At 71.4% G+C, this 25209-nt stretch carries 17 protein-coding genes and 3 pseudogenes; 12 read left to right on the top strand and 8 right to left on the bottom strand.

Translation table 11 applies throughout. From position 1 onward, the window contains the following. Positions 1-17 precede the first annotated feature (17 nt). The 7 genes and pseudogenes from moaA (at position 18) to Pflav_RS33345 (ending at position 9073) form a co-directional block, all read left to right on the top strand. Positions 18-1034: a GTP 3',8-cyclase MoaA gene (moaA, locus tag Pflav_RS33375; RefSeq protein ID WP_173040740.1), complete on the top strand. Its 1017-nt coding sequence runs from the start codon at positions 18-20 to the stop codon at positions 1032-1034. Between the two features lies 1 nt (position 1035). Continuing rightward, positions 1036-1275, top strand: a pseudogene (locus Pflav_RS33370) (MoaD/ThiS family protein); the annotation flags it as partial. Positions 1276-1394: 119 nt separating this feature from the next. Then, on the top strand, positions 1395-4580 hold the full coding sequence (locus Pflav_RS33365) for a UvrD-helicase domain-containing protein (RefSeq protein ID WP_173040739.1): 3186 nt from the start codon (positions 1395-1397) through the stop codon (positions 4578-4580). A gap of 88 nt (positions 4581-4668) precedes the next feature. Then, positions 4669-5466: an LppU/SCO3897 family protein gene (locus Pflav_RS33360; RefSeq protein ID WP_173040738.1), complete on the top strand. Its 798-nt coding sequence runs from the start codon at positions 4669-4671 to the stop codon at positions 5464-5466. Between the two features lie 125 nt (positions 5467-5591). Continuing rightward, positions 5592-6797 (top strand): ATP-binding protein, encoded by a 1206-nt coding sequence (locus tag Pflav_RS33355; protein ID WP_173040737.1) that lies wholly within the window; start codon positions 5592-5594, stop codon positions 6795-6797. A gap of 29 nt (positions 6798-6826) precedes the next feature. Continuing rightward, a complete protein-coding gene (locus Pflav_RS33350) occupies positions 6827-7372 on the top strand; it encodes a DoxX family protein (RefSeq protein WP_173040736.1) in 546 nt (181 codons plus the stop codon). 174 nt (positions 7373-7546) lie between these two features. Next, positions 7547-9073: a glycosyltransferase 87 family protein gene (locus Pflav_RS33345; RefSeq protein ID WP_173040735.1), complete on the top strand. Its 1527-nt coding sequence runs from the start codon at positions 7547-7549 to the stop codon at positions 9071-9073. Here Pflav_RS33345 and Pflav_RS33340 read toward each other — a convergent pair. From Pflav_RS33340 to Pflav_RS33315, 6 genes are all read right to left on the bottom strand, one after another. After that, positions 9060-9491, bottom strand: a complete 432-nt coding sequence (locus Pflav_RS33340; protein ID WP_173040734.1) for a molybdenum cofactor biosynthesis protein MoaE — start codon at positions 9489-9491, stop codon at positions 9060-9062. The two genes, Pflav_RS33345 and Pflav_RS33340, sit on opposite strands and share 14 nt — an antisense overlap. Beyond that, entirely contained in the window at positions 9488-10708 is a 1221-nt protein-coding gene (locus tag Pflav_RS33335; RefSeq protein WP_232072199.1) for a molybdopterin molybdotransferase MoeA, read from the bottom strand. The genes Pflav_RS33340 and Pflav_RS33335 overlap by 4 nt, the downstream gene beginning before the upstream one ends. Before the next feature lie 9 nt (positions 10709-10717). Further along, positions 10718-11206 carry a MogA/MoaB family molybdenum cofactor biosynthesis protein gene (locus Pflav_RS33330; protein WP_173040732.1) on the bottom strand — a complete coding sequence of 163 codons (489 nt, stop codon included), beginning with the start codon at positions 11204-11206 and terminating at the stop codon, positions 10718-10720. Then, complete coding sequence (gene moaC / locus Pflav_RS33325) at positions 11203-11694, bottom strand: cyclic pyranopterin monophosphate synthase MoaC (RefSeq protein ID WP_173040731.1); 492 nt, start codon at positions 11692-11694, stop codon at positions 11203-11205. Before moaC ends, Pflav_RS33330 begins: the two co-directional genes overlap by 4 nt. A gap of 118 nt (positions 11695-11812) precedes the next feature. Further along, entirely contained in the window at positions 11813-13165 is a 1353-nt protein-coding gene (locus Pflav_RS33320) for an ATP-binding protein (protein ID WP_173040730.1), read from the bottom strand. Positions 13166-13273: 108 nt separating this feature from the next. Beyond that, complete coding sequence (locus tag Pflav_RS33315; RefSeq protein WP_173040729.1) at positions 13274-16282, bottom strand: AfsR/SARP family transcriptional regulator; 3009 nt, start codon at positions 16280-16282, stop codon at positions 13274-13276. A 666-nt stretch (positions 16283-16948) separates the two neighbouring features. Here Pflav_RS33315 and Pflav_RS33310 point away from each other — a divergent pair. From Pflav_RS33310 to Pflav_RS33290, 5 genes are all read left to right on the top strand, one after another. Then, a complete protein-coding gene (locus Pflav_RS33310) occupies positions 16949-19474 on the top strand; it encodes a putative bifunctional diguanylate cyclase/phosphodiesterase (protein WP_173040728.1) in 2526 nt (841 codons plus the stop codon). Further along, positions 19471-20667 carry a glycosyltransferase family 87 protein gene (locus Pflav_RS33305; protein WP_173040727.1) on the top strand — a complete coding sequence of 399 codons (1197 nt, stop codon included), beginning with the start codon at positions 19471-19473 and terminating at the stop codon, positions 20665-20667. The genes Pflav_RS33310 and Pflav_RS33305 overlap by 4 nt, the downstream gene beginning before the upstream one ends. After that, positions 20637-21044: a fluoride efflux transporter FluC gene (locus Pflav_RS33300; RefSeq protein WP_232072198.1), complete on the top strand. Its 408-nt coding sequence runs from the start codon at positions 20637-20639 to the stop codon at positions 21042-21044. Before Pflav_RS33305 ends, Pflav_RS33300 begins: the two co-directional genes overlap by 31 nt. After that, positions 21041-21379, top strand: a complete 339-nt coding sequence (locus Pflav_RS33295) for a fluoride efflux transporter FluC (protein WP_173040726.1) — start codon at positions 21041-21043, stop codon at positions 21377-21379. The genes Pflav_RS33300 and Pflav_RS33295 overlap by 4 nt, the downstream gene beginning before the upstream one ends. Before the next feature lie 101 nt (positions 21380-21480). Further along, entirely contained in the window at positions 21481-21870 is a 390-nt protein-coding gene (locus Pflav_RS33290) for a TFIIB-type zinc ribbon-containing protein (RefSeq protein ID WP_173040725.1), read from the top strand. 238 nt (positions 21871-22108) lie between these two features. Here the strand turns inward: Pflav_RS33290 and Pflav_RS49370 are convergent. Both Pflav_RS49370 and Pflav_RS49120 read right to left on the bottom strand, forming a co-directional pair. After that, positions 22109-23233: pseudogene (locus Pflav_RS49370) on the bottom strand (DnaB-like helicase C-terminal domain-containing protein); the annotation flags it as partial. Between the two features lie 361 nt (positions 23234-23594). Next, a pseudogene (locus Pflav_RS49120) lies at positions 23595-25046 on the bottom strand (DnaB-like helicase N-terminal domain-containing protein); the annotation flags it as partial. Positions 25047-25209 lie beyond the last annotated feature (163 nt).

Below are 25209 nucleotides of genomic sequence, written 5' to 3'. Positions count from 1 at the left end.
CGGGGTAACGTCGAGAGATGACCACCGCGGGTCTCGTCGACCAGTACGGGAGGGTGGCGACCGACCTGCGGGTGTCGCTGACTGACCGGTGCAACCTACGCTGCACATACTGTATGCCGGCCGAGGGCCTGGCCTGGCTGCCCAACTCGCTGGTGCTCACCGACGACGAGGTGATCCGCCTGGTCCGGGTCGCGGTCGAGCGGCTTGGCGTCGACGAGGTGCGTTTCACCGGCGGCGAGCCGCTGATCCGGCCCGGCCTCACCAAGATCGTGACGGCCGCCGCCGAGCTGAGCCCTCGCCCCCGCCTCTCGCTCACCACCAACGGGATCGGCCTCGACAAGCTGGCCCGGCCCCTGCGCGACGCCGGCCTCGACCGGGTCAACGTCTCACTGGACACGCTGGACGCCGAGCGGTTCGACCGGCTGACCCACCGGCGGCGCCTGCCCGACGTGCTGGCCGGCCTCGCCGCCGCGCAGGCCGCGGGGCTCGCCCCAGTCAAGATCAATTCGGTGCTGATGCGGGACATCAACGAGGACGAGGCGCCGGCATTGTTGCGGTTCGCCCTCGCCGAGGGGTACCAGCTGCGGTTCATCGAGCAGATGCCGCTGGACGCCCAGCACGCCTGGGACCGCATTCGCATGGTCACTGCCAAGGAGATCCTGTCCACGCTGGAGGCGGAGTTCACGCTGCTGCCCGACCCGGCCGAGCGGGGCGGGGCACCGGCCGAGACCTGGCTCGTCGACGGCTTCACCGGGTCCGACGGCCGGCCCGCGAAGGTCGGCGTGATCGGCAGCGTGACCCGCCCGTTCTGCGGCGACTGCGACCGCACCCGGCTGACCGCCGATGGCCAGGTGCGCAACTGCCTCTTCGCCAGGGAGGAGTCGGACCTCCGGGGCGCCCTGCGCGGTGGCGCCGACGACGAGGAGATCGCCCGCCGCTGGCGTACCGCGATGTGGGCCAAGCGGGCCGGGCACGGCATCGACGACCCGACGTTCCTCCAGCCGGCCCGCCCGATGTCGGCGATCGGCGGTTGACATGTCCGGCGACTCGATTACCGTGCGTTACTTCGCTGGCGCGCGAGCCGCCGCCGGCGTACCCGAGGAGCCCGCCCCGGCCGGCCTCTGCCTCGACGACCTGGCGGCCGAGCTGACCGCTCGCCGCGGCGAGCGGCTCGGCGGCGTACTCAAGGCGGCCAGCTTCCTGGTCGACGGCGTTGCCTGCCACGACCGCCGGGCGGCCCTACCAGCCGGGGTGACCGTCGACGTCCTTCCCCCTTCGCCGGCGGCTGACCCGCCGGCACCACAGGTCACCCTCGTAGAGCTGAACAGCCAGTCGTGGCCGTCACGCGCGCGTGGCAACGCGCGCCAAGCGACGCGGTCGTGGCACTATGCGGCGTGCCTCCGTTCAGCGTTGCACCTCAGGGCAGCTCGACCGGCAGCGACCCCTACGTCGTTGACCTGCACATTCACTCGAAGTACTCCCGCGCTTGCAGCCGCGACCTGAATCTTCCCAACCTCGCGTGGTGGGCCCGGCGCAAAGGCGTCAGCGTGCTCGGCACTGGTGACTTCACCCACCCTGCCTGGTACGACCACCTGCGCGAGACGCTGCACCCCGCCGAGCCGGGCCTCTACCGGCTCAGCCCTGAGGACGAGCGCGACATCGCCCGGCGGCTGCCGCCGCGCCTGGCCAGCGCGGCCGAGGCCGACCCGGTGCGGTTCATGCTGAGCGTGGAGATCTCCACCATCTACAAGCGCGACGACCGTACGCGGAAGGTGCACCACCTGATCTACCTGCCCGACCTTGACGCGGTGACCCGCTTCAACACCGCGCTCGGGCGGATCGGCAACCTGGGCGCTGACGGCCGCCCGATCCTCGGCCTCGACTCGCGTGACCTGCTGGAGATCACGCTGGAGGCGAGCCCGGACGGATACCTGGTGCCGGCGCACATCTGGACCCCGTGGTTCTCCGCGCTCGGCTCCAAGTCGGGCTTCGACGCTATCGCCGACTGCTACGCCGACCTGGCCGACAACATCTTCGCTGTGGAGACCGGGCTCTCCTCCGACCCGGAGATGAACTGGCGGGTGTCCAGCCTGGACCGGTACCAGCTCGTGTCCAACTCGGACGCCCACTCGCCGCCCGCCCTGGCCCGCGAGGCGACCGTGCTGACGGCGCCGCGCGACTACTTCGGCATCCGGGAAGCGCTGCGCACGGGCGATGGGCTGCACAGCACGATCGAGTTCTTCCCGGAAGAGGGCAAGTACCACGCCGACGGCCACCGCGCCTGCGGCGTCAACTGGCAGCCGGACCAGACCCGGGCCGCGGGCGGCCTCTGTCCGGAGTGCGGCAAGCCGCTGACCGTTGGGGTGCTCAGCCGGGTCGAGGACCTGGCCGACCGCACCGAGCCGCGCCTGGGCGCCAAGGAGGTCACCCACCTGCTCTCGCTGCCGCAGATCGTCGGCGAGATCAACGGGGTGGGCCCGCGCTCCAAGACCGTAGACGGGCAGGTCAACACGCTTGTCGCGGCGCTCGGCCCGGAGCTGAGGATCCTCACCGGCACACCCCTGGCCGACATCGGGCAGGCCGGCGGCGAGCTGCTGGCCGAGGCCATCGGGCGCCTTCGCCGCGGCCAGGTGCGGCGACTCCCCGGGTACGACGGCGAGTATGGCGTGATCACCATCTTCCAGCCCGGTGAGCTGTCCCGCGGCGGCCACGCGCACCAGCCGGACGCCCTCTTCGACGTACCCGTGCCGGCCCAGCGCCGCCCCGCGGAGCCGGCCCCTCGACGCAAGGCGGAGCCGCCCAAGGCCCCGGAGCGGCGGCGCGCACCGAAGGCGGAGCCGCCCATCGCGGCGCCCGCCTCGCCGCACGAGCCGTTCGAGCCGATGCTCTCCGGCATGGAGGAGGTCGGCACCGGGCTGCTCGATCGGCTCGACGCGCTACAGCGGGTGGCCGCCTCCGCGCCCGGCGGGCCGCTGCTGATCGTGGCCGGCCCCGGCACCGGCAAGACCCGTACGCTGACCCACCGCATCGCGTACCTCTGCGCGGAGCTGCACGTCTACCCCGAGCAGTGCCTGGCGATCACGTTCACCAGGCGAGCGGCCGAGGAGCTGCGCGAGCGGCTCGACGGGCTACTCGGTCCGGTCGCCGAGGACGTCACGGTGGCTACCTTCCACTCACTCGGACTCGCGATCCTGCGCGAGCACGCCGAGGCGGCCGGGCTCGCCGACGGGTTCGGGGTGGCCGACGACACCCAGCGGGCGGAGGCGCGGGCCGAGGCCGGCGACGACCACGACACGTACATAAAGGCGCTCCGCCAGCACAACCTTGTCGACCTCGACGAGCTTGTCGAGCTGCCGGTTGCGCTGCTACGGGACGACCCCGAGCTGGTCGAGACCTACCGCGCGCGGTGGCGGTGGATCTTCGTGGACGAGTACCAGGACGTCGACGCCACCCAGTACGAGCTGCTCCGCCTGCTCAGCCCGGCGGACGGCAACCTGTGCGCGATCGGTGACCCGGACCAGGCGATCTACTCGTTCCGCGGCGCCGACGTCACGTACTTCCTGCGCTTCTCCCAGGACTTCACCGACGCCCGGCTGGTGCGCCTTACCCGCAACTACCGCTCGGCGGCTCCGATCGTCGCGGCGGCGGTACAGGCGATCGCACCCTCCACGCTGGTCAACGGGCGGCGGCTCGACCCGGCCCGGCTCGACCCGGAGGCACCGCTCGTCGGCCTGTACCCGGCGGGTTCGGCCGCGGACGAGGCCGACTTCGTCCGCCGTACCGTCGACGAGCTCGTCGGTGGCGTCTCGCACCGCTCGCTCGACTCCGGGCGGATAGACGGTCGGACCTCGACGGTCGGGTTCTCCGACATCGCCGTGCTGTACCGCACTGACGCCCAGGCCGCCCCGGTCATCGAGGCGCTCTCCCGCGCCGGCATGCCGGTCCAGAAGCGCTCGCACAACCGGCTGCGCGACCGGCCCGGCGTCGGCGCGATCGCCCGTGAGCTGCGCCATGCCGGCGGGCTCGGCGGCTCGATCGCGGCCCGGGTACGGCTCGCCGGCCAAGTGCTGGCCCAGCGCTTCACCGCGCCGACGCTCGACGGGCCCGTCGCCAACACCCCCGAGGACATCTGGTCGGCCGTCGAGGTGCTCACCCCGCTCGCCCAGCGGTGTGGCGACGACCTGGAGCTCTTCCTGTCGCAGCTGGCCACCGGTGCCGAGGTGGACGCGCTCGACCCGCGCGCCGAGGCGGTCACGCTGCTCACCCTGCACGCCGCCAAGGGCCTTGAGTTTCCGATCGTGTTCCTGGTCGGCTGCGAAGACGGGCTGCTCCCGCTGCGGCTGCCCGGCAAGCCACCGGCCGAGGAGGAGCTGGCCGAGGAGCGGCGGCTCTTCTTCGTCGGCGTGACCCGGGCACAGGACCGCCTCTACATCAGCCACGCCGCCCGCCGTACCCGCTTCGGTACCGAGCGGGAGACCCGACCGACACCGTTCCTGGACGCCATCGACGGCGGCCTCTTCGAGCGCCTCGGCGACGCCGGCCCGCGCCGCCCCAAGGACCGCCAGCTGCGCTTGCTCTGAGAGATTGGCGCTGTTCCGGGAGGTATCGCTAGGGGGTCACCACGCTACGGTGACCGGGAACATCGCAGTGTCGGGGAGGGGCTGTCACATGTCGAACTACGGGTCATATCCCGGCCCGCCGCAGGAGCCTTGGGGGAGGCAGCCGCAGCAGGAGCCGTACGGGCAGCCGTCCGACCCATGGGGCGGACAGCCGGACCCGTGGGGCGGTACGCCCTCGTCGACCCCGCCCGGTCCCACATCGCCCGGCACCTACCCCGGGTACGACCAGGGCGGAGGGTACGACCAGGGGGGCTACCAGCAGCCCGGCCACCAGCAGGGGGGCGGCTACGACCAGGGGTACGACCAGGGTCAGGGCTATGGGGCCACGCGGCAGTACGAGCAGCCGGGCTACGGCGCGATGCCATCGGCCGAGCCGGTCTGGGGCCAGCCGGTGCCCCCGCCACCGCCGCGCAAGGGGGGCAACCGCACGCTGATCGTCGTGGTCGTGGCGCTGGCACTACTCGTGGTCGCAGGTGGCGTGGCCGCCATGATCAAGCTGGGCGGCTCCGACGAGCCATCCGGCGGTGAGTCGCTGCCCACCTCATCGCAGGCCGCCGACCCGAGCGCCAAGGCAGACCCCTCGGATGGACCCAGCCCAGCGCCGGGTGACTCCACCGACGCGCGCTTCGTCAAGGCCGGCCAGTGCGTGGTCAACGAGGGCACAAACGACGAGCCCAAGCTCAAGGTCGTCGAGTGTGGCGACAAGACGTTCGAGGTGCTGGCCCGCTTCGACGGCACGATCGACTACGAGACGAAGTGCGAAGACGTTCAGGGCTACCAGTTCCACTACTTCTTCGACAGCGAGCTCAACCCGCTCGACTTCGTGCTCTGCCTGAAGCAGCGATAGCGCTAGTCGCTTATAGCGCCGTCTAGCGATCATGCTAGACGGCGCTATTTTTATGTCGATTCCGTCGCGACACACCTATACGCCTTTCTAGGTTCTGCCCTAGACGAGCCGATACGGTGCGATACGTGGATCCGGTCCGCAACCCATACGCGCCGGGCGCCGGGCAGCGCCCGCCGGAGCTCGCTGGCCGTGGCCGCGAGCTAGAGGTCTTCGACGTCGTGCTCGAGCGGGTGGCCCGCGGCCGCCCCGAGCGCAGCCTGGTGCTCACCGGCCTGCGTGGCGTCGGCAAGACCGTGCTGCTCAACACGCTGCGTTCGCAGGCAATCGGCCGGCTCTGGGGCACCGGAAAGATCGAGGCCCGCCCCGACCAGTCGCTGCGCCGGCCGGTCAGCGCGGCGCTGCACATGGCGGTCCGCGAGCTGGCCCCGCACCACCGCGCGCCCGACCGGATCGACGACTTCCTCGGCGTGTTGAAGGCGTTCGCCCTGCGCGCCAACGCGGCCAACGCCAAGCTTCGCGACCGGTGGCAGCCGGGCATCGACGCGCCGGCGCGGGCCGGGCGGGCAGACTCCGGCGACATCGAGATCGACCTGGTCGAGCTCTTCACCGACGCGGCCAGCGTGGCGACGGACGTGGGCACCGGCATCGCGCTGTTCATCGACGAGATGCAGGACCTCGGGCCGGAGGACATCTCCGCGCTCTGCGCCGCCTGCCACGAGCTCTCCCAGCTCGGCGCCCCGCTGATCGTGGTCGGCGCTGGGCTGCCGCACCTGCCGGCCGTGCTCTCCGCCGCGAAGTCGTACTCCGAGCGGCTGTTCCGGTACCAGCGGATCGACAGGCTGGACCGGCTCTCCGCCGACCAGGCGCTGGGCGCGCCGGCCTCTCGGGAAGAGGTCGAGTACGAGCAGAAGGCGCTTGACCTGCTGTACGAGAAGTCCGGCGGCTACCCCTACTTCGTGCAGGCGTATGGGAAGGCCACCTGGGACCACGCGCCCCGCTCGCCGATCACCGCGGAGGATGTGCGGGTCGCCGCGCCGGAGGCCGAGGGGGAGCTGGCCGTGGGGTTCTTCGGCTCGCGGTACGAGCGGGCGACTCCGGCCGAGCGGGAGTACATGCGGGCGATGGCCAGCCTCTCCGCGAGCGAGCCAGCCGACGACATGGACGCCGCCGTCCCCACCGCCGAGATCGCCAAGGCGCTCCAGCGCAAGCCGGCCAGCCTCTCGCCGGCCCGCGACGCGCTCATCAAGAAGGGGCTCATCTACTCCGGCGAGCGGGGCACGGTCGCGTTCACCGTGCCGCACTTCGGTCGATACCTACGAACCGTGGGATAAGCAGCACCGGTACCGGGTATCAGCGGCCTATGAGACCCGTACGCTCCGTGGCGCGCGCCATGCTCAGCGCGATCTTCGTGGCCAATGGCACGCAGGCGATGGTCTACCCGGACCCGCTGGTGCCCCGAGCCAAGCGGGTCACGGACCAGGTCGCCCCGCTGATCGGCAAGGCGCCGGTCCAGATGCCGCGCGACGCCCGCAGCCTGGTCCGGTTCAACGGCGCTGTCCAGACGCTCGCCGGCCTGCTCCTGGCCACTGGGCGGGGCAGGCGCGCCGCCGCGGTCGTGCTGGCCGGCTCGGTGGTGCCGACGACGCTCGCCGGCCACGCGTTCTGGCAGCAGCGGGATCCGAGGCAGCGGCGTACCCAGCGGGTCCAGTTCATGAAGAACATCGGCATGCTCGGCGGGCTGCTGCTGGCGGCTCTCGACACGGAGGGACGGCCGAGCCTGCGCTACCGTACGGGACGCTTCATGGGTGATCAACGTCGCTCGATACAGCGTGGCGTCCGATCCGCGCGCCGGGACGCGCGGATCCGGGTGAAGTCGGTGTCGATGGGCCGTCACCTGCCGGGATAACTCGCCCGAATCACCTGAACTACACACCGTACGTTAACCCGTTGGAAATGTCGCGAACCAGTGTGGGATCGGACACGGTCGGGTAACGCAGGAGGTACTGGAGTGACAGGCCGTTCTAGGCTTCTAGACGGACCTGGGTGGGAAGTACGACATCTGTACGGGGGTGGCCACGCCATGCCGGCGACCGTCGGGAGACGGATGGGCCGCCTCGCCCCAGTCCGCCGTGTGCTTAGTGGTATCGACCTGTGGGTGGTCGTACGGATCGGCATTGTTGCCGGGGCCTTCTACGCTGCGTGGCGCGCCATCGAGGCGTATGGGCGGCCGTACGACTTCTTCGACATGAAGATCTACCACGGCGCGGTGGTCTGGTGGGCGGGCGGTAACGAGCTCTACAAGTACATCCATCCAGACACGACCCTCGGCTACACATATCCACCCTTCGCCGGCATCGCGATGCTGCCGATGGCGCCGCTCCCGGTGAAGGCGGCCGGCGTCATCAACATCATCGCCAGCCTGGCCGCGCTCGCCGTGGTGTTGGCCGCGTTGCTCGCGCCGATCACCCGCCGCTACGGGTGGTCCCTCTGGTTCGTCGTGGGTGTGGCCACCGCGCTGTTCACCGCGACCGAGCCGGTCCGCGAGACGCTCGGCTACGGCCAGGTCAATCTGCTGCTGTTCGCACTGATCTTCGCCGACCTCGTGGCGCTGCGCTGGCGGTCCCGGGGCCGGAGCAACCCGCTCCTCTATGGGCGCGGCCAGCTCGCCCGCTTCTTCGCCAGCGGGGCGTGGGCCGGTGCCGGCATCGGCCTGGCCACCTCGATCAAGCTGACGCCCGCGCTGTTCATCGTGTACCTGATGATCACGCGCCAGTGGCGGGTCGCCTTCACCGCGATCGCCACCGCGATCGGCGTGACCGTGGGGACCTTCGCGGTGGCCGGTCGCGAGTCGATGACGTACTGGACCAGCGTGCTCTGGCAGACCGAGCGCGTGGGCGAGGCCGACATGACGCCCAACCAGTCGCTCGCCGGCGTGCTCGCCCGGATGTATGACTCGGTGACCGCGCCCGCCCTGCTGTGGCTGACGTTCTCGCTGCTGCTGCTCGCGGTCGGGCTCTCCCGGGCCACGCACGCGCACGGGGACGGCGACGAGCTGACGGCGTTCACGCTGGTGGGCCTGACGACCAACGTGATCAGCCCGATCTCGTGGTCGCACCACCTGCTCTACGTGATCCCGGCAATGGTCATCCTTGTCGATGCCACGCTGCGCCGCCGCGACGCCAGCCGTGGCCCGATCCGGCGCGCTGGCCCAGGCACGTCCGGGCTCATCGCGCTCACCGGGCTGCGCACACCGATCTGGTTCCCGGCGCTCACCGGCATGCGGCACGCACTCGCCGCCGTGGCGCTCTTCCTGCTCTTCGTGCGCTCGCCCATCTGGCCGTACGAGCATCGCCTGCCGCAGGTCTCGCACTACGCGGACGGGCTGTGGGGCGCGCTGATGGAAAACTCCCTCGCGCTGGCGATCATCGTGCTGGTGGCTGCGCTGCCTTGGCGCCCCGGTGCCGAGCCGGTGTTCTACGGCCCGGCGTATGCGGTGGGCAACACTGTGCTGCGACCCCGCCGTCCGTACGAGCCATCCCGGCGTGCGGCCCGCCAGCCCGAGCCGGAGAAGCCGCGCCAGACGGACGATGCGCTCAGGGGCAGTTGACCCACTCGTCGGTACCGTCGGTGAAGATCTGGTGCTTCCAGATCGGCAGCCGGGCCTTCACCTCGTCGACGAGACGGGCGCAGGCGGCAAAGGCGGCGGCCCGGTGCGCGGTGCTCACCGCCGCCACGAGCGCGGCGTCGCCGATCTCAAGGGGACCGATGCGGTGCGACACGGCCACCGCGTACACGTCGGGGTCGGCGGCGATCTCGGCGGCCACCTCGCGGAGCACGGCCTCGGCGGTCGGGTGGCCCTCGTACTCCAGCTTGGTCACCGAGCGGCCGTGGTCGTGGTCGCGCACCACGCCCTGAAACGACACCACCGCCCCGGCACGCCGCTCGGCGACCGCCGCCTCGTGCGCGGCGAGGTCGAGCGGCTGGTCGGTGACCGCGAGCAGGACGACGGCCGAGGGCTCGGTCATGGTCGTTCGCCCAGGAAGAGAGGAAGTGGCGCGAACGGGACTGTCGCTCCCGGCTCGCCGGTCGTCCCCGGCGCGATCACCGCGAACCCGTCCGCCTGCGCCAGCCCACGCAGCATCGCCGAGCCGACATGCCGCACCGGGTGCGCGACGTTGTCGACCGGATCGACGCGGACCAGGGCCAGATGCGTGTACTCACCGCGGCCCGGCACCGCCTCGGCCAGCGTGATCGTGGGCAGCACCGGCTCGGGCCGCCCGTGCAGGCCGGCGATCAGCGGCGCCACGAGCGAGACAAGCGCGACGATCGCGGACTGGGGGTTGCCGGGGAGGCCGGCGAGGAAGCGGGCCCGCCCATCCGGCCCGGGCACCCGGGCCAGCAGCATCGGGAAGCCGGGGCGGACCGCGACGGTGTTCACCACGTACTCTCCGCCGAGCTCCTGCAAAGCCGGATGGAGGTGGTCGACCGGTCCGCGCATCGTGCCGCCGGTCGTGCAGACGAGCTCCGCGCTGTCGAGCGCCTTGCGGATCGCGGCGACGTGCGCGGCGAGCGTGTCCTCGACCGGCCCGACGAAGAGGCCCGGCTCCGCACCGTACCGCCGCAGCCAGGCCGGCACCGGCGCGCCAAGCGCGTCGCGCACCCGGCCGGCGCCCGGCAGGCCGGTCGTGAGCAGCTCGTCGCCGAAGACCAGCAGGGCCGAGCGCGGCGGGCGGCGGACCGGCAGCATGTCGTAGCCGCACGAGGCGGCCAGGCCGACCACGCCCGGATTGACCGCGGCGCCGGCGGGCAGCAGCACCTCACCCCGGTGTGCCTCGTCGCCCGGCATCCGCCACTCGGGCTGGGCCCGGGGCGTGCCGGTCACGTGGCCGTCGGGCGTGTGCACCGACTCCTCGACGCGGAGCACCGCAGTGGCGCCCTCCGGCAGCATCGCGCCGGTGGCGATCTCGACCGTGGTGCCGTCTTCGTCGAGCGGCGCCGGGCTGCTGCCGGCGAGCACCCGCCCGACCACGCGCCACGGTCCGCGGCCGCGCACCGCCCAACCGTCCACACTGGAGGTCGGGAAAGCGGGCAGGTCGGTCAGCGCGGTCAGCGGCTCGGCCAGCGTGTGCCCGTCGGCCTCGGCCAGCGGCACCTGCACCGCCGGCTGGGCGGCGGCCAGGCCAGCCGTGTAGACCAGCGACCGCGCCCGGTCCCACGAGACCGGCGCTGTCTCAGTGCTCACCACGCGAGCCTAACCCTGTACCTGGCTCGGGTGGTCGCCACCGCGTAGCTGATCAACGGCGTGTGCCAGCAACGGCCCGAGCACCGCGAGGCCGTCGCGGGCCCCACCCCTCGATCCCGGCAGGTTGACCACGAGGGTACGGCCGGCGACACCGGCCAGCCCCCGGGAGAGCGCGGCGGTGGGCACCTTGACCAGCCCGTATGCCCGGATCGCCTCGGCGATGCCCGGCACCTCGTAGTCGATCAGCTCGCGGGTCACGTCAGGGGTGCGATCGGTCGGCGTGATTCCTGTGCCGCCGCTGGTCAGCACCACGTCCAGGCCCTCGGCCACCGCGCGGCGCAGCTCCACGGCGACCGGCTCGCCGTCCGGCACGACGACCGGCTCGCCCACCTCGCAGCCGAGCCCGCGCAGGCCCTCGACGAGCAGGGGGCCGCTCGTGTCCTCGTACACCCCGGCGGCCGCCCGGTTGGAGGCGACGACCACACGCGCCCTGATCACAGCCGATCCTCGGGGCGGAACCAGTCGCCGGTCTTGCCGCCTTCCTTACTCAGCACCCGTACCCCCTCGATGGAAGCGGCCGGGTCGACGGCCTTGACCATGTCGATCAGGGCGAGCCCAGCGGCGGCCACGGCGGTCAGCGCCTCCATCTCCACGCCCGTGCGGTCGGCCGTCTTGGCGCTCGCGGTGATCTCCACGATCTCGTCCCCGAGCACGAAGTCGACCGTGACGCCGTGCAGAGCGATCGGGTGGCAGAGCGGGATTATGTCGGGCGTGTGCTTGGCGCCCATGATCCCGGCGACCCGGGCCACGGCAAGCGCGTCACCCTTCGGCAGGCCGTCGCGCCGGAGCAGGTCGACGACCTCGGCTGTGGTGTGCAGGCGGCCGGCAGCGACCGCGCGGCGCACCGAGACCGACTTGGCCGATACGTCCACCATGCGGGCGGCGCCTGCGGCGTCGACGTGGGTGAGATGGGCGGAATCCGTCACCAGGTGAGCTTATGCGCGCCTCCCCGGGGAAGGGAGCGCCCCCCGTTACGCCCCTTCCCCGGGTGGCGGCCCGCCCCCCGTGCCGCGGGCCGCATTGTGGCGCACTGCCGCTGCGGGCCTATCGGTACGAACCCGACAGGTGCGGGATGCGCGGCTGGCTGCCGGCCTCCTCGCTGAGCCAGGCCCGCAGCCGTGGCCAGGCCGTAACGAGCGCCGCGTGCGGGATCTCCACCGTGCCCGGCCTCGTCGTGAGCAGACCCGCGAGCGCCATCCGGCCGATCGCGGTCGCCGCCTCGGGGTAGACGCCGGCCGGCACCCGACCGAGCAATGTCACGCTGCTCGTGCCGTCGAGCCGCGCCAGCCGCTGAAGCGTCCAGCGCAGGGCCTTCCGCTCGGACGCCGTCAAGGCGCCGTACACGCTCTCTGCCGTCTGCTCGACCGCACCGGAGATACCACCCGCGGCTTCGTATCCGCCGAGCGTGACGATCACACCGCGGCGCCGCCGCCAGGCCTCCAGGAGCGCGTGCGAGATGCGCGGAAGCGCGTGGGAGGTGCTCGGCGCGGAGGCGGCGATGCGGGCGACAAGCGCGCGCTCCACGGCCAGCCCCGCCTGCCGCGCGGCCCGGACGATGGACTCCCGGAGCTCGGGCCCGGTCATCTGCTCGACGGTGAGCCGACCCACCCCGCTCGCGGTGCCGGAGAGCAGGTCGGCGGTGCGCTCGCTGTATTCGGCGCGCACGCCGACGACCACCCGGTGCTGGCTGTGCGGCTCCCGGACGAGCGCCCGCAGCGTGCTGAGGAACTCGGCCTGCTCCGCCTCGGGGACGCCCCGACTGAAGAGCTCGTCGAACTGATCCACCACGACCGCCAGAGCCACCTTGTGCGGGGTACGGGCGGCGACGTCGCCCATCCGCCGCGCCAGATCGGCGGCCGGCTGCCGGCCCGGCGTCATCAGGATCGGCTGCCACGCCGGTCGCGCCCGCGCGGCACTCAAGCGCGGGATCAGCCCAGCCCGGAGCAGCGACGACTTGCCGGTACCGCTGGGGCCGGAGACGACCGCCACCCGACGCACGCCCAGCATGGCGGTCAGGCGGTTGACCAGGTGCTCGCGGCCGTAATACCACTCAGCGTGGTGCGGCTGGTACGAGCCGAGCCCGCGGTACGGGGCACGACCCACCGACTCCGTGGACCTTTTGGCCCCGGCCCGCGCCTGGCTGTCCGCCTGGCGCCACCGCTCCTCCCACCCGACCACGTCTCCCTCGCACGCACTCACGAACGCGAGCGTCACATCGAGGGTCGGCAGCCGATATCCGGATACCGCCGAGGAGAACGTCGTGGGGGCGTAGTGCGCCCGCCTGGCCAGCTCGCGATAACTCGGGTTACCGGCACTCCTCCGCAGGTCACGAAGCTCGCCAACGAAACGCTCCACTGGCCCGTCGGCCGCGTCGAGACCGCGCTCTGGCCGCCCCATTACTCATGCCTCCCCTATGCGCCTTGCCACGGGCACGCTGGCGACCGTACGGGTGCCGTGAGCAGGAGGTCGATAAGAAGTCGATAAGGCGGCGATAGGAGCAGCGAGTCAGGTTGGATCGGCGGGGACCAGGGCCGCGAGGCGCCGTGCCGCCTCGTGCCGCTCCGGCACGTTCATCTGGCGAAACAGCACCAACGCCCGCTCCCAGTGGCGGCGTGCCTCGGCCGGGTCGTCATCCGCGCGACGGGCGGCGATTCCGGCGAGCGCCCGCCCCTGCTCGTACGGGTTGGCGATCCTCGTGGCCAGGGCCAGCGCCTGCTCGTGCGTCTCGATGGACGCCTGTGGCCGGCCGGCGAGGGCGAGCGTCACACCGAGGTCGTTCAAGGTGGCGACGTCGATCGTCCGGTGGCCCACCGCGGCGGACTCCGTCAGCGCCAGCCGGTGCAGCCGCTCCGCCTCGGACAGGAGCCCGAGGCGCTGGTGTGCGCAGGCCAGGTCGTTGAGCGACTCGGCCACGCCCAGCCGGATGCCGATCCGTTTCTTCAGCGCCAGCGACGCCTTGATGACCCGGATCGCGCCGTGCGGGTGCCCCATGCGTACCCGTACCGCGCCGATGTGACCCAGCCCCTGCGCGAGGTGGTAGTGGTCGCCGCTCTGCCGGGCCAGGAACAGGTGCCAGCGGTGCGCCCGTAGGGCCTCCTCCAGCCGGCCCAGGTACATCAGTGGGATACCGAGGTTGGGCAGGATCAGCAGGACCGACCGCTCACCCAGCCGCCAGCTCTCGGCCAGTGACTTCTGGTTGATCGAGGCGGCCTCCTCGAACCTCCCGAGTACCCAGTAGACACTCGCCGCGTTCGCCCGGCTCTGGCCGGCGCCGCCCACGTCTCCGGTGCGCTCCCGCAGCCTGATCGCGATCTCCAGGTGCAGCACCGCCTCCTGGGAACGGCCGATGCGCTGGTAGCCGGAGGCCAGGTAGTTGTGCATCGAGGCGATCGCGGTGTCGTCGTTGAGCCGCTCGGCAGCGCGTAGACCGCACTCGTGCAGCTCCACGATGTCGTCGATGTACCCGCGCAGATAGTGGAAGCGCCACGGTGCACGGGCCAGCCGCCACGCGTAGCCCTCGTGTCCGGCCTGCTCGGCGTGGCGTACCAGCGCCCGGACGTTGGCGTTTTCGCGCTCCAGCCAGTCGTTGTCCAGCGGTCCCTGGGCGCCGAGGAGGTCCGGCCGCAGGGGCTGGCTCAAGGCGAGATGGCGGCGGAGCGCAGCCGGCTCCAGCGGCTCGGTCACCGCCGCCACCGAGTGCAGGTAGTGGTCGAGCAGGCCACGGACGGCAGCCTCCCGCTCGGCCTGGGGGTCGACGGACAGCGCGAGCGCCCGGGCGTACTCGGACATGAGGTCGTGCAGGCGGAACCGGCCGGCGTCTGGCTCCTCCACGAGATGGCAGTCGACCAGCTCGTCGACCACCAGTGCGGCCTCCGGGAGGGTGAGCCCGCTCAGGGCGGCCGCCGCCTCGACCGGGAAGTGCTCGCCCGGCCACAGGCCCAGGAGCCGGAACAACCGCTTGGCCGGCTCGCGCAGCGGAGCGTACGAGAGGCCGAACGCGCTGGCGATCGAGCGGTTCTCCGCGGTCAGCTCCGCGAGTACGGCCGCATGGTGCCCGAGCCGGTCGGCGAGGTCTGCCAGGCGCCAGCCGGGCCGGTGTGCGAGCCGGGCGCCGGCCAACCGGATCGCGAGGGGCAGGTAGCCGCAGCGCGCCGCCACCTGGCCCGCCGCCTCCGGCTCGGCCCGTACCCGCTCGGCACCCACCAGATTGGCCAGCAGGTCGATCGCCTCGGCCGGTGAAAGCAGTGGCAGCGACTCCGGATGTCCGCCCTCCAGGGCCGCGAGGCGACGGCGGCTGGTCACCAGGACCACGGACGCCGGCGCTGTGGGCAGCAGCGGGGTGACCTGGTCGGTACTGGCCGCGTTGTCCAGCACGACCACCGCGCGGCGCTGGGCCAGCTCGTTGCGCCAGAGCGCGATCCGGTCGTGGACGTCCGCCGGGATCCGCTCGGCCGGTACGCCCAGCTGCCGGAGCAGGGTGCCAAGCGCCGCCGCGGGCTCGACCGGGCTGCCCTCCCCGTGGCCTTGCAGGTCGGTGAAGAGCTGGGCGTCCGGGTAGTGCTCGGCCAGATGGTGCGCGACGTGTACGGCCAGCGTCGTCTTTCCGCTGCCCGCCATGCCGTCGATCACCTGGATGACCGGGTCGTCGCCCGCCTCCCGCCCAGCCCGCAGCAGGCGTGCCACCAGGTCCGCCCGGCCGGTGAAGTCGGCGACCCGGCGTGGCAGCCATCTCGGTACGGGTGCCGGCGCCACAGTGGACGCGACCGGGACGGGCTCGGCGGCCGGCCTCAGCGCGGCCTGGTGCAGCCGGCGCAGCTCCGGACCGGGCTCGATGCCCAACTCCTCCCCGAGCGCCCGGCGGGCCGCGGCGTACGCGCTCAGGGCGCCGGCCACGTCGCCGACTGCCACCCGCGCCTGCATGAGCAGCCCGTATGCCCGCTCGCGCAGCGGGTACATGTGGGTGTGGTCGCGCATGAGCCGGGCGGCGTCGGCCGGCTGCCCCAGCTCAAGGTGGATGGCGGCGAGATCCTCGGTGGCGACCAGCCGCTCCTCCTCCAAGGCCGCGCTGCGCGCCGCGAGCACCGAACCCTGCGTCACGCCGGCGAGCATCGGGCCACGCCAGCGCGCGAGCGCGCCGGCCAGCAGGGTGGCCGCCTTGGCCGGCTCGGCGGCGGCCCGCAGGTCGCGGGCGGCCTGGCAGTCGTCGAGGAAGGCGTCGAGGTCGACGGCGGGGCGGTCGGCACACAGCATGTATCCGTCGCCCTGCCGTCGGATCAGGCCACGGGTGGGCTCGGACGCGTCGAAAAGGCGGCGGAGGTTGGCCGCGTACGTGCGCGCGTTGGGAACGGCGGACGCGGGCGGATCAGCCGGCCACAGCTCGTCGATCAGCTCCTCGAGACCGACCACCCGGCCGGCTTGGACCGCCAACATCGCCAGGACCGTCTGCTGCTTCCGGGTGCCCAACGCCAGAGGCGCGCCGTTCGCGCGGACCTCCAGCGGCCCCAGAACCCGCACCTCCAACACCGTTTGTCTCCCAGAGAGAAGGATCGATATAGTGTCGGACCACCAAGTATGCAAGGGTAACCGCGACAGGAACAGCGTCGGAGCAGCGGGTTGCGTTTCTGTCCGGTTGCAGGCGAGGCATTGCCAGTTTCTCGCCGTATGCAGATGAAGAGCTTATCGATCTGATCAAATAGGCGCCCGATGCGACCTTGCATCCGCATATGAGACCCCGGCCACAACGTGCGGATCAGACGAGCCGTTAAGGTGATTTCGCTTTGCGCAACCGCACGTGATCAGGCCATCTACAAGATCGAGTCTTCCGTAGGGCGACGAAACGCGTAACTGTAGATGGAGGCGAAACGCCTCTGATAGAAGTGCGATCGCGCTCTGTTCTCACACAAGGACAGGGCGTGACAATCCGGGCCATAGTTGCTCATACTGCGCATTAGGACACTAATTAGTTCTAACGACGCATCGCTTCCCTTAGGGTCCTTTTCAGCAAGACGGAGGGTCGGACCGACACATAGCGGCGAAAACAGTTTCGCCCGGTGTGTGTGTATGCCAAGGGAGATGTCATGCGCGGCAACGACTGGGTGTGAATCACTGTCGCTATCGAGCGACCAACCGTAGGCTAGCGGGCGCGCCTCATGTCGATGGGTGACTTATCGAGGAACCAGCGTGACCCGCACAGATCAACGTGACAATGGGACCGATCGGCGGCTGCTGCTGCTTGTCGGTCTCGTCGCGCTTGCCGCGGGCGCTGTCGGCGCCGCCTCGATCTTCACGATCGTCACCAGCGAGGGCCTGGACGCTTCCCCAAGCTCGCTCGCGGCCATCCTGCTGCTCGTCGTGCTGGCGTGCACCGCCATGGTCCGCATCCGGATCCGGACCAGCAGCCATGGTGTGTCCTGGACCGAGACCGCGATGATCGTCGGTTTCGCGGTCGCGCCCGTCCCTTGGGTCATCCTGGCCACCGCGCTCGGTGTGGCGATCGCCCGGGTCATCACCAAGGTGCCGGCACTGCGCGTGGCCTTCGGCGTCGGCAAGGAGACGCTGGTCGCCGGCACGATCGGTCTCTCCGTGATCGCCTTCGGCTGGCCGGAGCCCGCCGACCGTCCCACCGAAATGATCGGGGCCCTCGCCATCGGCTACGTCGCCGCCGTCATCCTCGACGAGCTGGTGACGATCCCGATCCTCGCGCTCGCCTCGCGCACGTCAGTCAAGCAGCGGTTTCTCACAAACTGGGACCTCCGCCTCGGCGGCAGCGTCGCCCGTTTCGTGGTCGCCGCGGCCACGCTGGCCCTCCTACAGGTCGACAGCCGCCTGCTCATTGTCATGCCACCGGTGGTGCTCAGCCTCCACCTCGCCTACTCCGCCCGCGTGCGCAGCCGGGAGGAGCGGCACGCCTGGCAGCGGCTCGCGCTCGCCACTGACGCGCTCAACGACGTCGACCTGGACGCCGTGCTGCGCAGCGCGGTCACCCGCGCGGCCGAGCTCTTCTCGGTGGACGAGGTCGAGGTGGAGCTGCACGACCGGCCCCGGCTGGTGCGGGGCAACGCCGACGGCATCACGTACGACGGGCCCGTGCCGGACGCGCCGCCCACCAGCGGCACGGTCATCCCACGGGCGTTGGAAGGGCACGACGACAACGCGGACGTCGGCGAGCTGCGGCTGCGCGTACACGGCCCGGTAAAGCTCTCCGAGCGCGAGAGCTACACCCTGCGCACCTTCGCGTCCGCGCTCTGTACGGCCGTCCGCAACGCCTCGGCGTACGAGGAGCTGACCCGGGTCGCGGACGAGCACGCCCGGGCCGCCGCGCACGACGCACTCACCGGCCTGGCCAACCGGCGGCAGCTTCTGGAGCACGGCACCGAGCTGCTCGCCAACCGCCACGTCGACGGGGTCATCGCGCTGGTACTCGTCGACCTCAACCACTTCAAAGAGGTCAACGACACGCTCGGCCACGCCGCCGGCGACCGGGTGCTCGTGGAGGTGGCGTCGCGGCTGCGCCGGGAGGCCCGCTCAGACGACCTTGTCGCGCGGCTCGGTGGCGACGAGTTCGCGGTGCTGATCACCGGGCTGCCCGCGCCGGCGATCGCGGCGCACCGGGCCGAGGGCCTGCTCGCCGCGCTGCACGAGCCGATGTCGCTGGACGGCATGCGGATCAGCGTCGAGGCCTCCGGCGGCATCGCGGTCGCGCCGAGCAGCGGCGGGATGTCCGAGCTGCTGCGCCGCGCCGACGTCGCGATGTACCAGGCCAAGCGCTCGGGCCAGCGCACCGTGACGTACGCGCGGGCCCGCGACACCGCGGACGTCGGCCGCCTCGCGCTCGGCGGTGACCTGCCGCGGGCGCTGACCCAGCACGAGTTCACCGTGAGCTTCCAGCCGATCGTCGACCTGGGCAGCGGCGAGGTGGTGGCCGCGGAGGCGCTGGCCCGCTGGCACCACCCCGACCGGGGCAACCTCGACCCGCTGCGCTTCCTGGAGACGGTCGAGCGCTCTGGCCTGCTCCCCGCCTTCGCCGACGCGGTGCTCGACCAGTCGCTGATCGCGGCCGGCACCTGGCGCGACGCCGGGTTCGACCTGCCGGTCGCGGTCAACGTCTCGCCGCGCAGCCTGCTCGACCCGCGCTTCCCCAGCTCGGTGCTAGCCCGGCTGCGCGCCCACGACCTGCCGCCCGACCGCCTCTTCCTGGAGCTGACCGAGACGCTCACGATCAGCCAGCTCGAGGTCGTCGACAAGGTGCTGGGCCAGCTGCGCGACGCGGGTGTGCGGCTCGCACTGGACGACTTCGGCACCGGGTACTCGTCGCTGTCGGTGCTCTCCCGCATCCCGGTGCACGAGCTGAAGATCGACCGCGGTTTCGTACGCGAGATGGAGACCTCACCCGAGGCCGCCGCGGTGATCCGCTCCACTTTGGACCTCGGACGCAGCCTCAACCTCGTGGTGGTCGCCGAGGGCATCGAGAGCGAGCCGCAGCGGCGGGCGCTGTGGGAGCTTGGCTGCACCGCCGGCCAGGGCCACCTCTTCGCCCGCCCGATGCCCTCGGCCCGCCTGCTCGCCGCGCTACACCGCGGGTCCGGTGGCCGCCCCGGCACCCTCGCCCCTGCGCTGCACGACGAGGGCGCGGTCATCCGGCTATCGCCCAACCGCCGGGCCAGCGGCCGCAACCGGGGTGACCGCCTGCCACACTTGCCGGCGTGAACGTCCCGGAAGGTACCCAAACCCGCACGCTCACGGCCGACCTCGCTCTTTACGGCCTATCCGGGGCATTCGCCGCGATAACCGCAGCCACTTCGACGCTGCTGCCGCATCGCGCCTGGGGCGCGGTGGCCGCCGCCGGCTACGCGCTCGCGGCCATCGCCGTCGTGGTCCAGCTGGTCACACGCCGATCGGGTACCCGCGAACGTGCGCTGGTCGCCGCGTTCGCGTTCGCCGCCGTGGCACTGCTGCCGATGGTGATCCAGGCGGTGCAGCGGGCGGACGGGCGCACCGACCGGGCGCAGGAGGAAGTGATCGTCATCGAGCACGGCGGTGAACGCCTGCTCGACCACGGCACGCCGTACCTCTCCAGCGACACCATCGCCACCCTCCCGCCCGGGGAGCAGTTGCTCGGCTACCTGCCGTACCAGCCGGGGATGGCCCTCTTCGGCCTGCCCCGCGCTATCGCCGGCGAAGCCTGGTGGACGGACGCGCGGATCTGGTTCGCGCTGGTCACGATCGCCGCGCTGGGGCTCGCGATCCGGCAGCTGAGGTGGGGACCCACGCTGCTGCGGGCGCTCCAGATCGGTACCGTCATCCCCCTCGTGCCGCTCACGATGGCGACGGGCGGAGACGACGTACCCGTACTCGCGCTGTGTCTGCTGGCTCTGGCCCTGTGTGCCGCGCGCCGTTACGGCGCGGCGGGGATCGCGGTGGGACTGGCCGCCGCGCTCAAGCTCTTCGCCTGGCCGGTCGCGGCCGTCTTGCTGGTCCACGCGCTCACCGCCGGGCGAGGCCAGGCCGCGCGGCTCGCCGCCGGCGCGATCGGCCTGCCCGCGGCGGCGCTGCTGCCCGCGGTGCTTGTCGACGCGACCGCGTTCGTCGACAACGTGATCCGCTTTCCGCTGGGCGAGGGCGTGGTGACGAGCCCGGCGCAGTCCCCGTTCCCCGGCTATCTGATCGCGGACAACCTCCCCGGCGGCCGGATCATCGCGGGCGCGCTGCTCGCCGCCGCGGCGGTGGCCATCGCCGTCTGGCTCGCCCGCCGCCCGCCGCGCACGGCCGCCGCGGCTTCTGCTGTCTGCGGGTACGGGCTGCTGGCCGCGATCCTCCTCATGCCCTCGACCCGATTCGGGTACCTGCTCTACCCAGTCGCGTTCCTGGCGTGGGTACCCGCGCTGCGCAGCCCGGCATGAGCCGCCGCTTCTCCTGGGACGTGCTCGCCGTGGTGGCCGCCGGCGGGTCGCTTGGCGCTGCCGCGCGGTACGGCATCGGCGTGGCGTGGCCGCACGAGACCGGCGGTTTCCCGTGGGCCACGCTCGTCATCAACGTGGTGGGTTGCCTCGCGATCGGCGTGCTGGCCCGGCTGGCACCGGAACACCGGCTGGCATTGCCGTTCCTGGGCACGGGAGTGCTCAGCGGCTTCACGACCTTCTCCACGTACGCGGTGGACACCTGGACCCTCGCCGACGCTGGCCGCCCGCTCGCGGCAGCGGCCTATGTGGCCGGAACGCTTGTCGCCGCCCTCGCCGCGGTGTGGCTTGGCCTCCGTCCACTGGGGAGGCCCGAGTGACGTTGGTACTCGTCCTGGCCGGCGGCGCGGTCGGCGCGGCGGCGCGCTACCTGGCCCGCCTGGTGCTCCCGTGGTCCACGATCTGGGTGAACGTGGGCGGCTCCGCCCTGCTCGGCCTCCTCGCCGGGCTCGGCAGCCAGCTGCCCGGGTGGGTGGGCACGCTGGTCGGGGTGGGGTTCTGCGGGGCCCTGACGACGTACTCGACGTTCGCACTGGAGGCCGTCCAGCTGAATGCGTCGAGGTCGCGGGCCGTTGCCGTGCTCTACGTGGCGGTGACGTTGTGCGCGGGCATCGCGGCGGCTGTGGCGGGCGTCGGCCTGGGCCGCCTTTTCTAGCACCCGTTCCTGACTCGCTGTTCCTGACTCGCGCTCGCGCGTGCCGGTTCGCCGGACCGCGCCTCAGGGCGGTGAGCGATTCCACCCGGTACCGTCGAAGGATGCAGATGACCTGTCCGAAATGCCGTGGCGAGATGCGCACGTACGAACGCAGTGGCGTCACCGTTGACCAGTGCACCGAGTGCCGCGGAATCTTCCTCGACCGCGGTGAGCTGGAGAAGCTCTTCGAGGCCGAGGCCAGCTGGAACCAGCAGCAAGGTGCCCCTCCGGCCCAGCGACCACCGGCCGCGGCCCCTGGCTACGCGCCGCCGCCCCCGCCGCCACCCGGTGGTGGGTACGCGCCGCCGCCTCCGCCTCCGCCGCCGGCCCACGGCTACCCCGCACCCACGCACGCGCCCGCACCGGCTTACGGCGGCGGGCACCACTACGGCTACCACGGACACCACCACCGCAAGAAGCACCGCGGCTTCCTGGGCGAGCTCTTCGACTGAGCCCCGGTAGCGGTCCGGTCCGGCGGCGGCGTTGTTTCTTGCGCTGCCGGACCGGCTGCGGCCCTTCCGATTGCCGGCTCATCGCGCCGAGACGTCGCCTGGCCGCGTCAGGCGATCGCCATAGCGGCTTCCGCCGCAGCGCGGGCGGCCCCAGCCGGCCGCCCTGGCGACTCTCGGCGCAGCACGGTGCGACCTCAGACGATGGCCCTGGCGTCTCGCGCGGCAGCGCGGCGCGGCCTCAGACGATGGCCATGTCGACGAAGCGGGATAGATGGAGCTGTGCCGCGACCGTGACGGTATCGGTGGGCCCGTTACGGTGCTTAGCGACGATGAAGTCCGCCTCCCCGGCCCGCGGCGACTCCTTGTCGTAGTAGTCGTCGCGATGGAGCAGGATGACAACGTCGGCATCCTGTTCGATCGATCCGGATTCGCGCAGATCGGAAAGCTGGGGGCGCTTGTCGGTGCGCTGCTCGGGACCGCGGTTGAGCTGACTCACCGCGATTACCGGGCACTCGACCTCTTTGGCCAGCAGCTTGAGGCCACGCGACAGCTCGGCGACCTCCTGCTGGCGGCTCTCGGTGCGCTTGGGCGAGGTCATCAGCTGGAGGTAGTCGACAACGATCAGCTTGAGGTCGTGGCGCTGTTTGAGTCGGCGCGCCTTTGCCCGGATCTCCATCAGATTCATGCTGGGCGTGTCGTCGACGAACAGCGGGGCCTCGCTGATCTCGCCCATGCGGCGCGCCAGCTTGGTCCAGTCGTCATCGGACAGCTGGCCGGAGCGAAGCACATGCAGCGGCACCCGCGCCTCGGCCGAGAGCAGACGCATGACGATCTCGACCTTGCTCATTTCCAGCGAAAAGATCGCGCTGGCACAGTTGTGCCGGATGGCCGCATTACGGGCGAAGTCCATCGATGCGGTGGAGTTGTGCGTCGGGATCATGGAGCGCCCGGCCAGGTACATGTGGTCGGCATTGTCCACAGTGATGCACCGCACTGGGACGCTGGGCACTGGCCTTACAGCGACGATGTAACGGGATCCGGACCGAACGGTACTCGTAGCCCGACGCCGCTCCTGATGTGCCCGGCGCTTGCGTTCCAGCCGGAAGACCTCGTCGGCAGTGCTGAAGTTCAGCGTGTACGCGATCGACGTGTCGTCCTGGCGGCCGTTGACACGCTTCTTGTTGATCGTGCAGCGATATCCGAGCGACACGACCAACTCGAAGACACCCTCGGCGAGCTTGCGAGAGGTCGAGGTGTACTGGACGTTGCCCGCTGGCGCCACGGTGCCATCCGTATCGAGCAAGCCCGCGAGCAGCGCCCGGCGTTGGGCTTCGGAGGCACGAAGGTAGCTGGCGGGGATGTGCTTGCCCCGAGCACGCCGGCAGCCCGCAGGTAACCGACGAACGATCCGTACCGCCTGTGGCAGGCCGCACACCGACGGCTACCGTTCCACGAATCATCGGTCGTGCGCCCGCACGACGCACAACCTTCTCGCTTGAGCGGATCAACGCGGCCCTGGCCTTACCTCCGCAGGATCGACCACAGGTGTAAACGCTCGGCCCACGAGGCGTAAACCGCGTACCGCAGACGACGCAGTCGCGAGCGGGCACCGGCGCGAGGGCCGGGACGGAGATCGTGTAGGTCAGGCCCACACCAGGCCGGACCTGAAAGCCGTCAGCCTCGATGTACGCGGCCATCTCTGGGTCCGCGCTCGTAAAGCGAGCGGCGTCGGCATGCCCGTCGCCGAGCCAGACGCCCAGTGTGTACGGCGCTACCGGAAGGTCGTGGCGATGAGGTAGTGAAAGCGGCGCGGAGTTCTCCACGGCGTGGTTGTGTCGACCGTCGGCTGGATGCCGGAGAGTCGCCGCTATCTCCGCGGTGGTAACCACGTCGGGATGCGTGCCGCGCGTCTCGGCATTTCTTAGCCGGTCGACACGCCGGGATAGGGCCGAAAGAATCTCCACCCAGGAGTACGCCTGGATTTCACGCGTCCAAGGCTTGCCCGCGCGCCGGTACTCACGGGTCACCCGGCCGGCGAAGCCGACGTCGGCGCCCGCCAGGTGGAGGACATGGCGAAATTCCTTGCCGACGAGACCAACGGCCTCGCCGAAGGTGACGAGGGTGTCCGGACCGGCCAGCGCAGCCCGATGGGCCTGGGCCACGACCTTGCGGGCGCCTTCCGGCCATTGGTGTGTGCGCTTCTGCTCAGCCTGCTGCCGGCGACTCGCCCGCGTCGTCGTCCTCCACAGATGATCGGCGTCCGCGATGATCGTCGACCCGTCAGAGAACTCCACCTCGAAGCAGGGACGATCCCGCATGACGTCGAAGGCATGCACAACCGTCGTCGGTTTCCCGTCCGCGCCGAGCACCTGGTCACCACGCTGGACCTCACCCATCGTGGTCCAGCCGGACGGGGTGGGTATCGGTGTGTCGGTGGCGAGTGCCTTTCCCAGACCCGGCCTACCTGCCACGATCACCAGCTGGCCGGCGTGCAGGCCGTTGAGCAGGCGGTCGAGATCTGTGAAGCCGGTCGGCACGCCGGTCATCACGCCGCCCTGGGAGCCCACCGCCTCGATCTCGTCCAGCGTGGGCTGGAGCATGTCGGCCAGCACCGCGAAGTCTTCGCTGACCCGCCGCTCCGTCACGTCATAAACAGCCTGCTGGGCCAGGTCGACCACGTCGTCGACGTCGCGGCCCGCGCCGGAGGCGGCGCCGTAGCCCAGCTGGACGATCCGGGTACCGGCCTCGACAAGGCGGCGCAGCACCGCGCGCTCGCCGACGATGCGCGCGTAGTAGGACGCGTTGGCCGCGGTCGGCACGCTCGCGATCAGCGTGTGCAGGTAGGGTGCGCCGCCGACGCGGCCGAGGTCACCGGTGTCGGCGAGTGCGGCGGCGACCGTGATGGGGTCGGCCGGCTCGCCCCGCCCATACAGGTCCAGGACCGCGTCGAAGATCGTCGCGTGCACCGGCCGGTAGAAGTCGCCGGGCTTGAGGATCTCCACGACGTCGGCGATCGCGTCCTTGGACAGCAGCATGCCGCCGAGCACGCACTGCTCCGCGGCCACATCCTGCGGCGGCGTCTTGTCGAACTGCCCGTCGAATCCACCGGGTCCACCTGGTGGCGGGGGATCGGCAGGTGCGCGGCCGGCCGGCCGCACGTCGTCGGTGATCGACACCCGCTCCCCTCCCCCAGTGATCGACTTCCGGACAAGCGAACCGCACGGGTACGACAGTTCGCACAGAGGCCGAGCGGACACCATATGGAATCGCTGGTCAGCACCTCAAATACGCCGGTGGACGAGCCTTGGGACAACCTGTGGACAGTCACCCGACAGGGTG

Origin of the sequence: Phytohabitans flavus, assembly GCF_011764545.1 — a bacterium.
Lineage (GTDB): Bacteria > Actinomycetota > Actinomycetes > Mycobacteriales > Micromonosporaceae > Phytohabitans > Phytohabitans flavus.
This window is presented reverse-complemented; position numbering and strand designations above follow the sequence as displayed.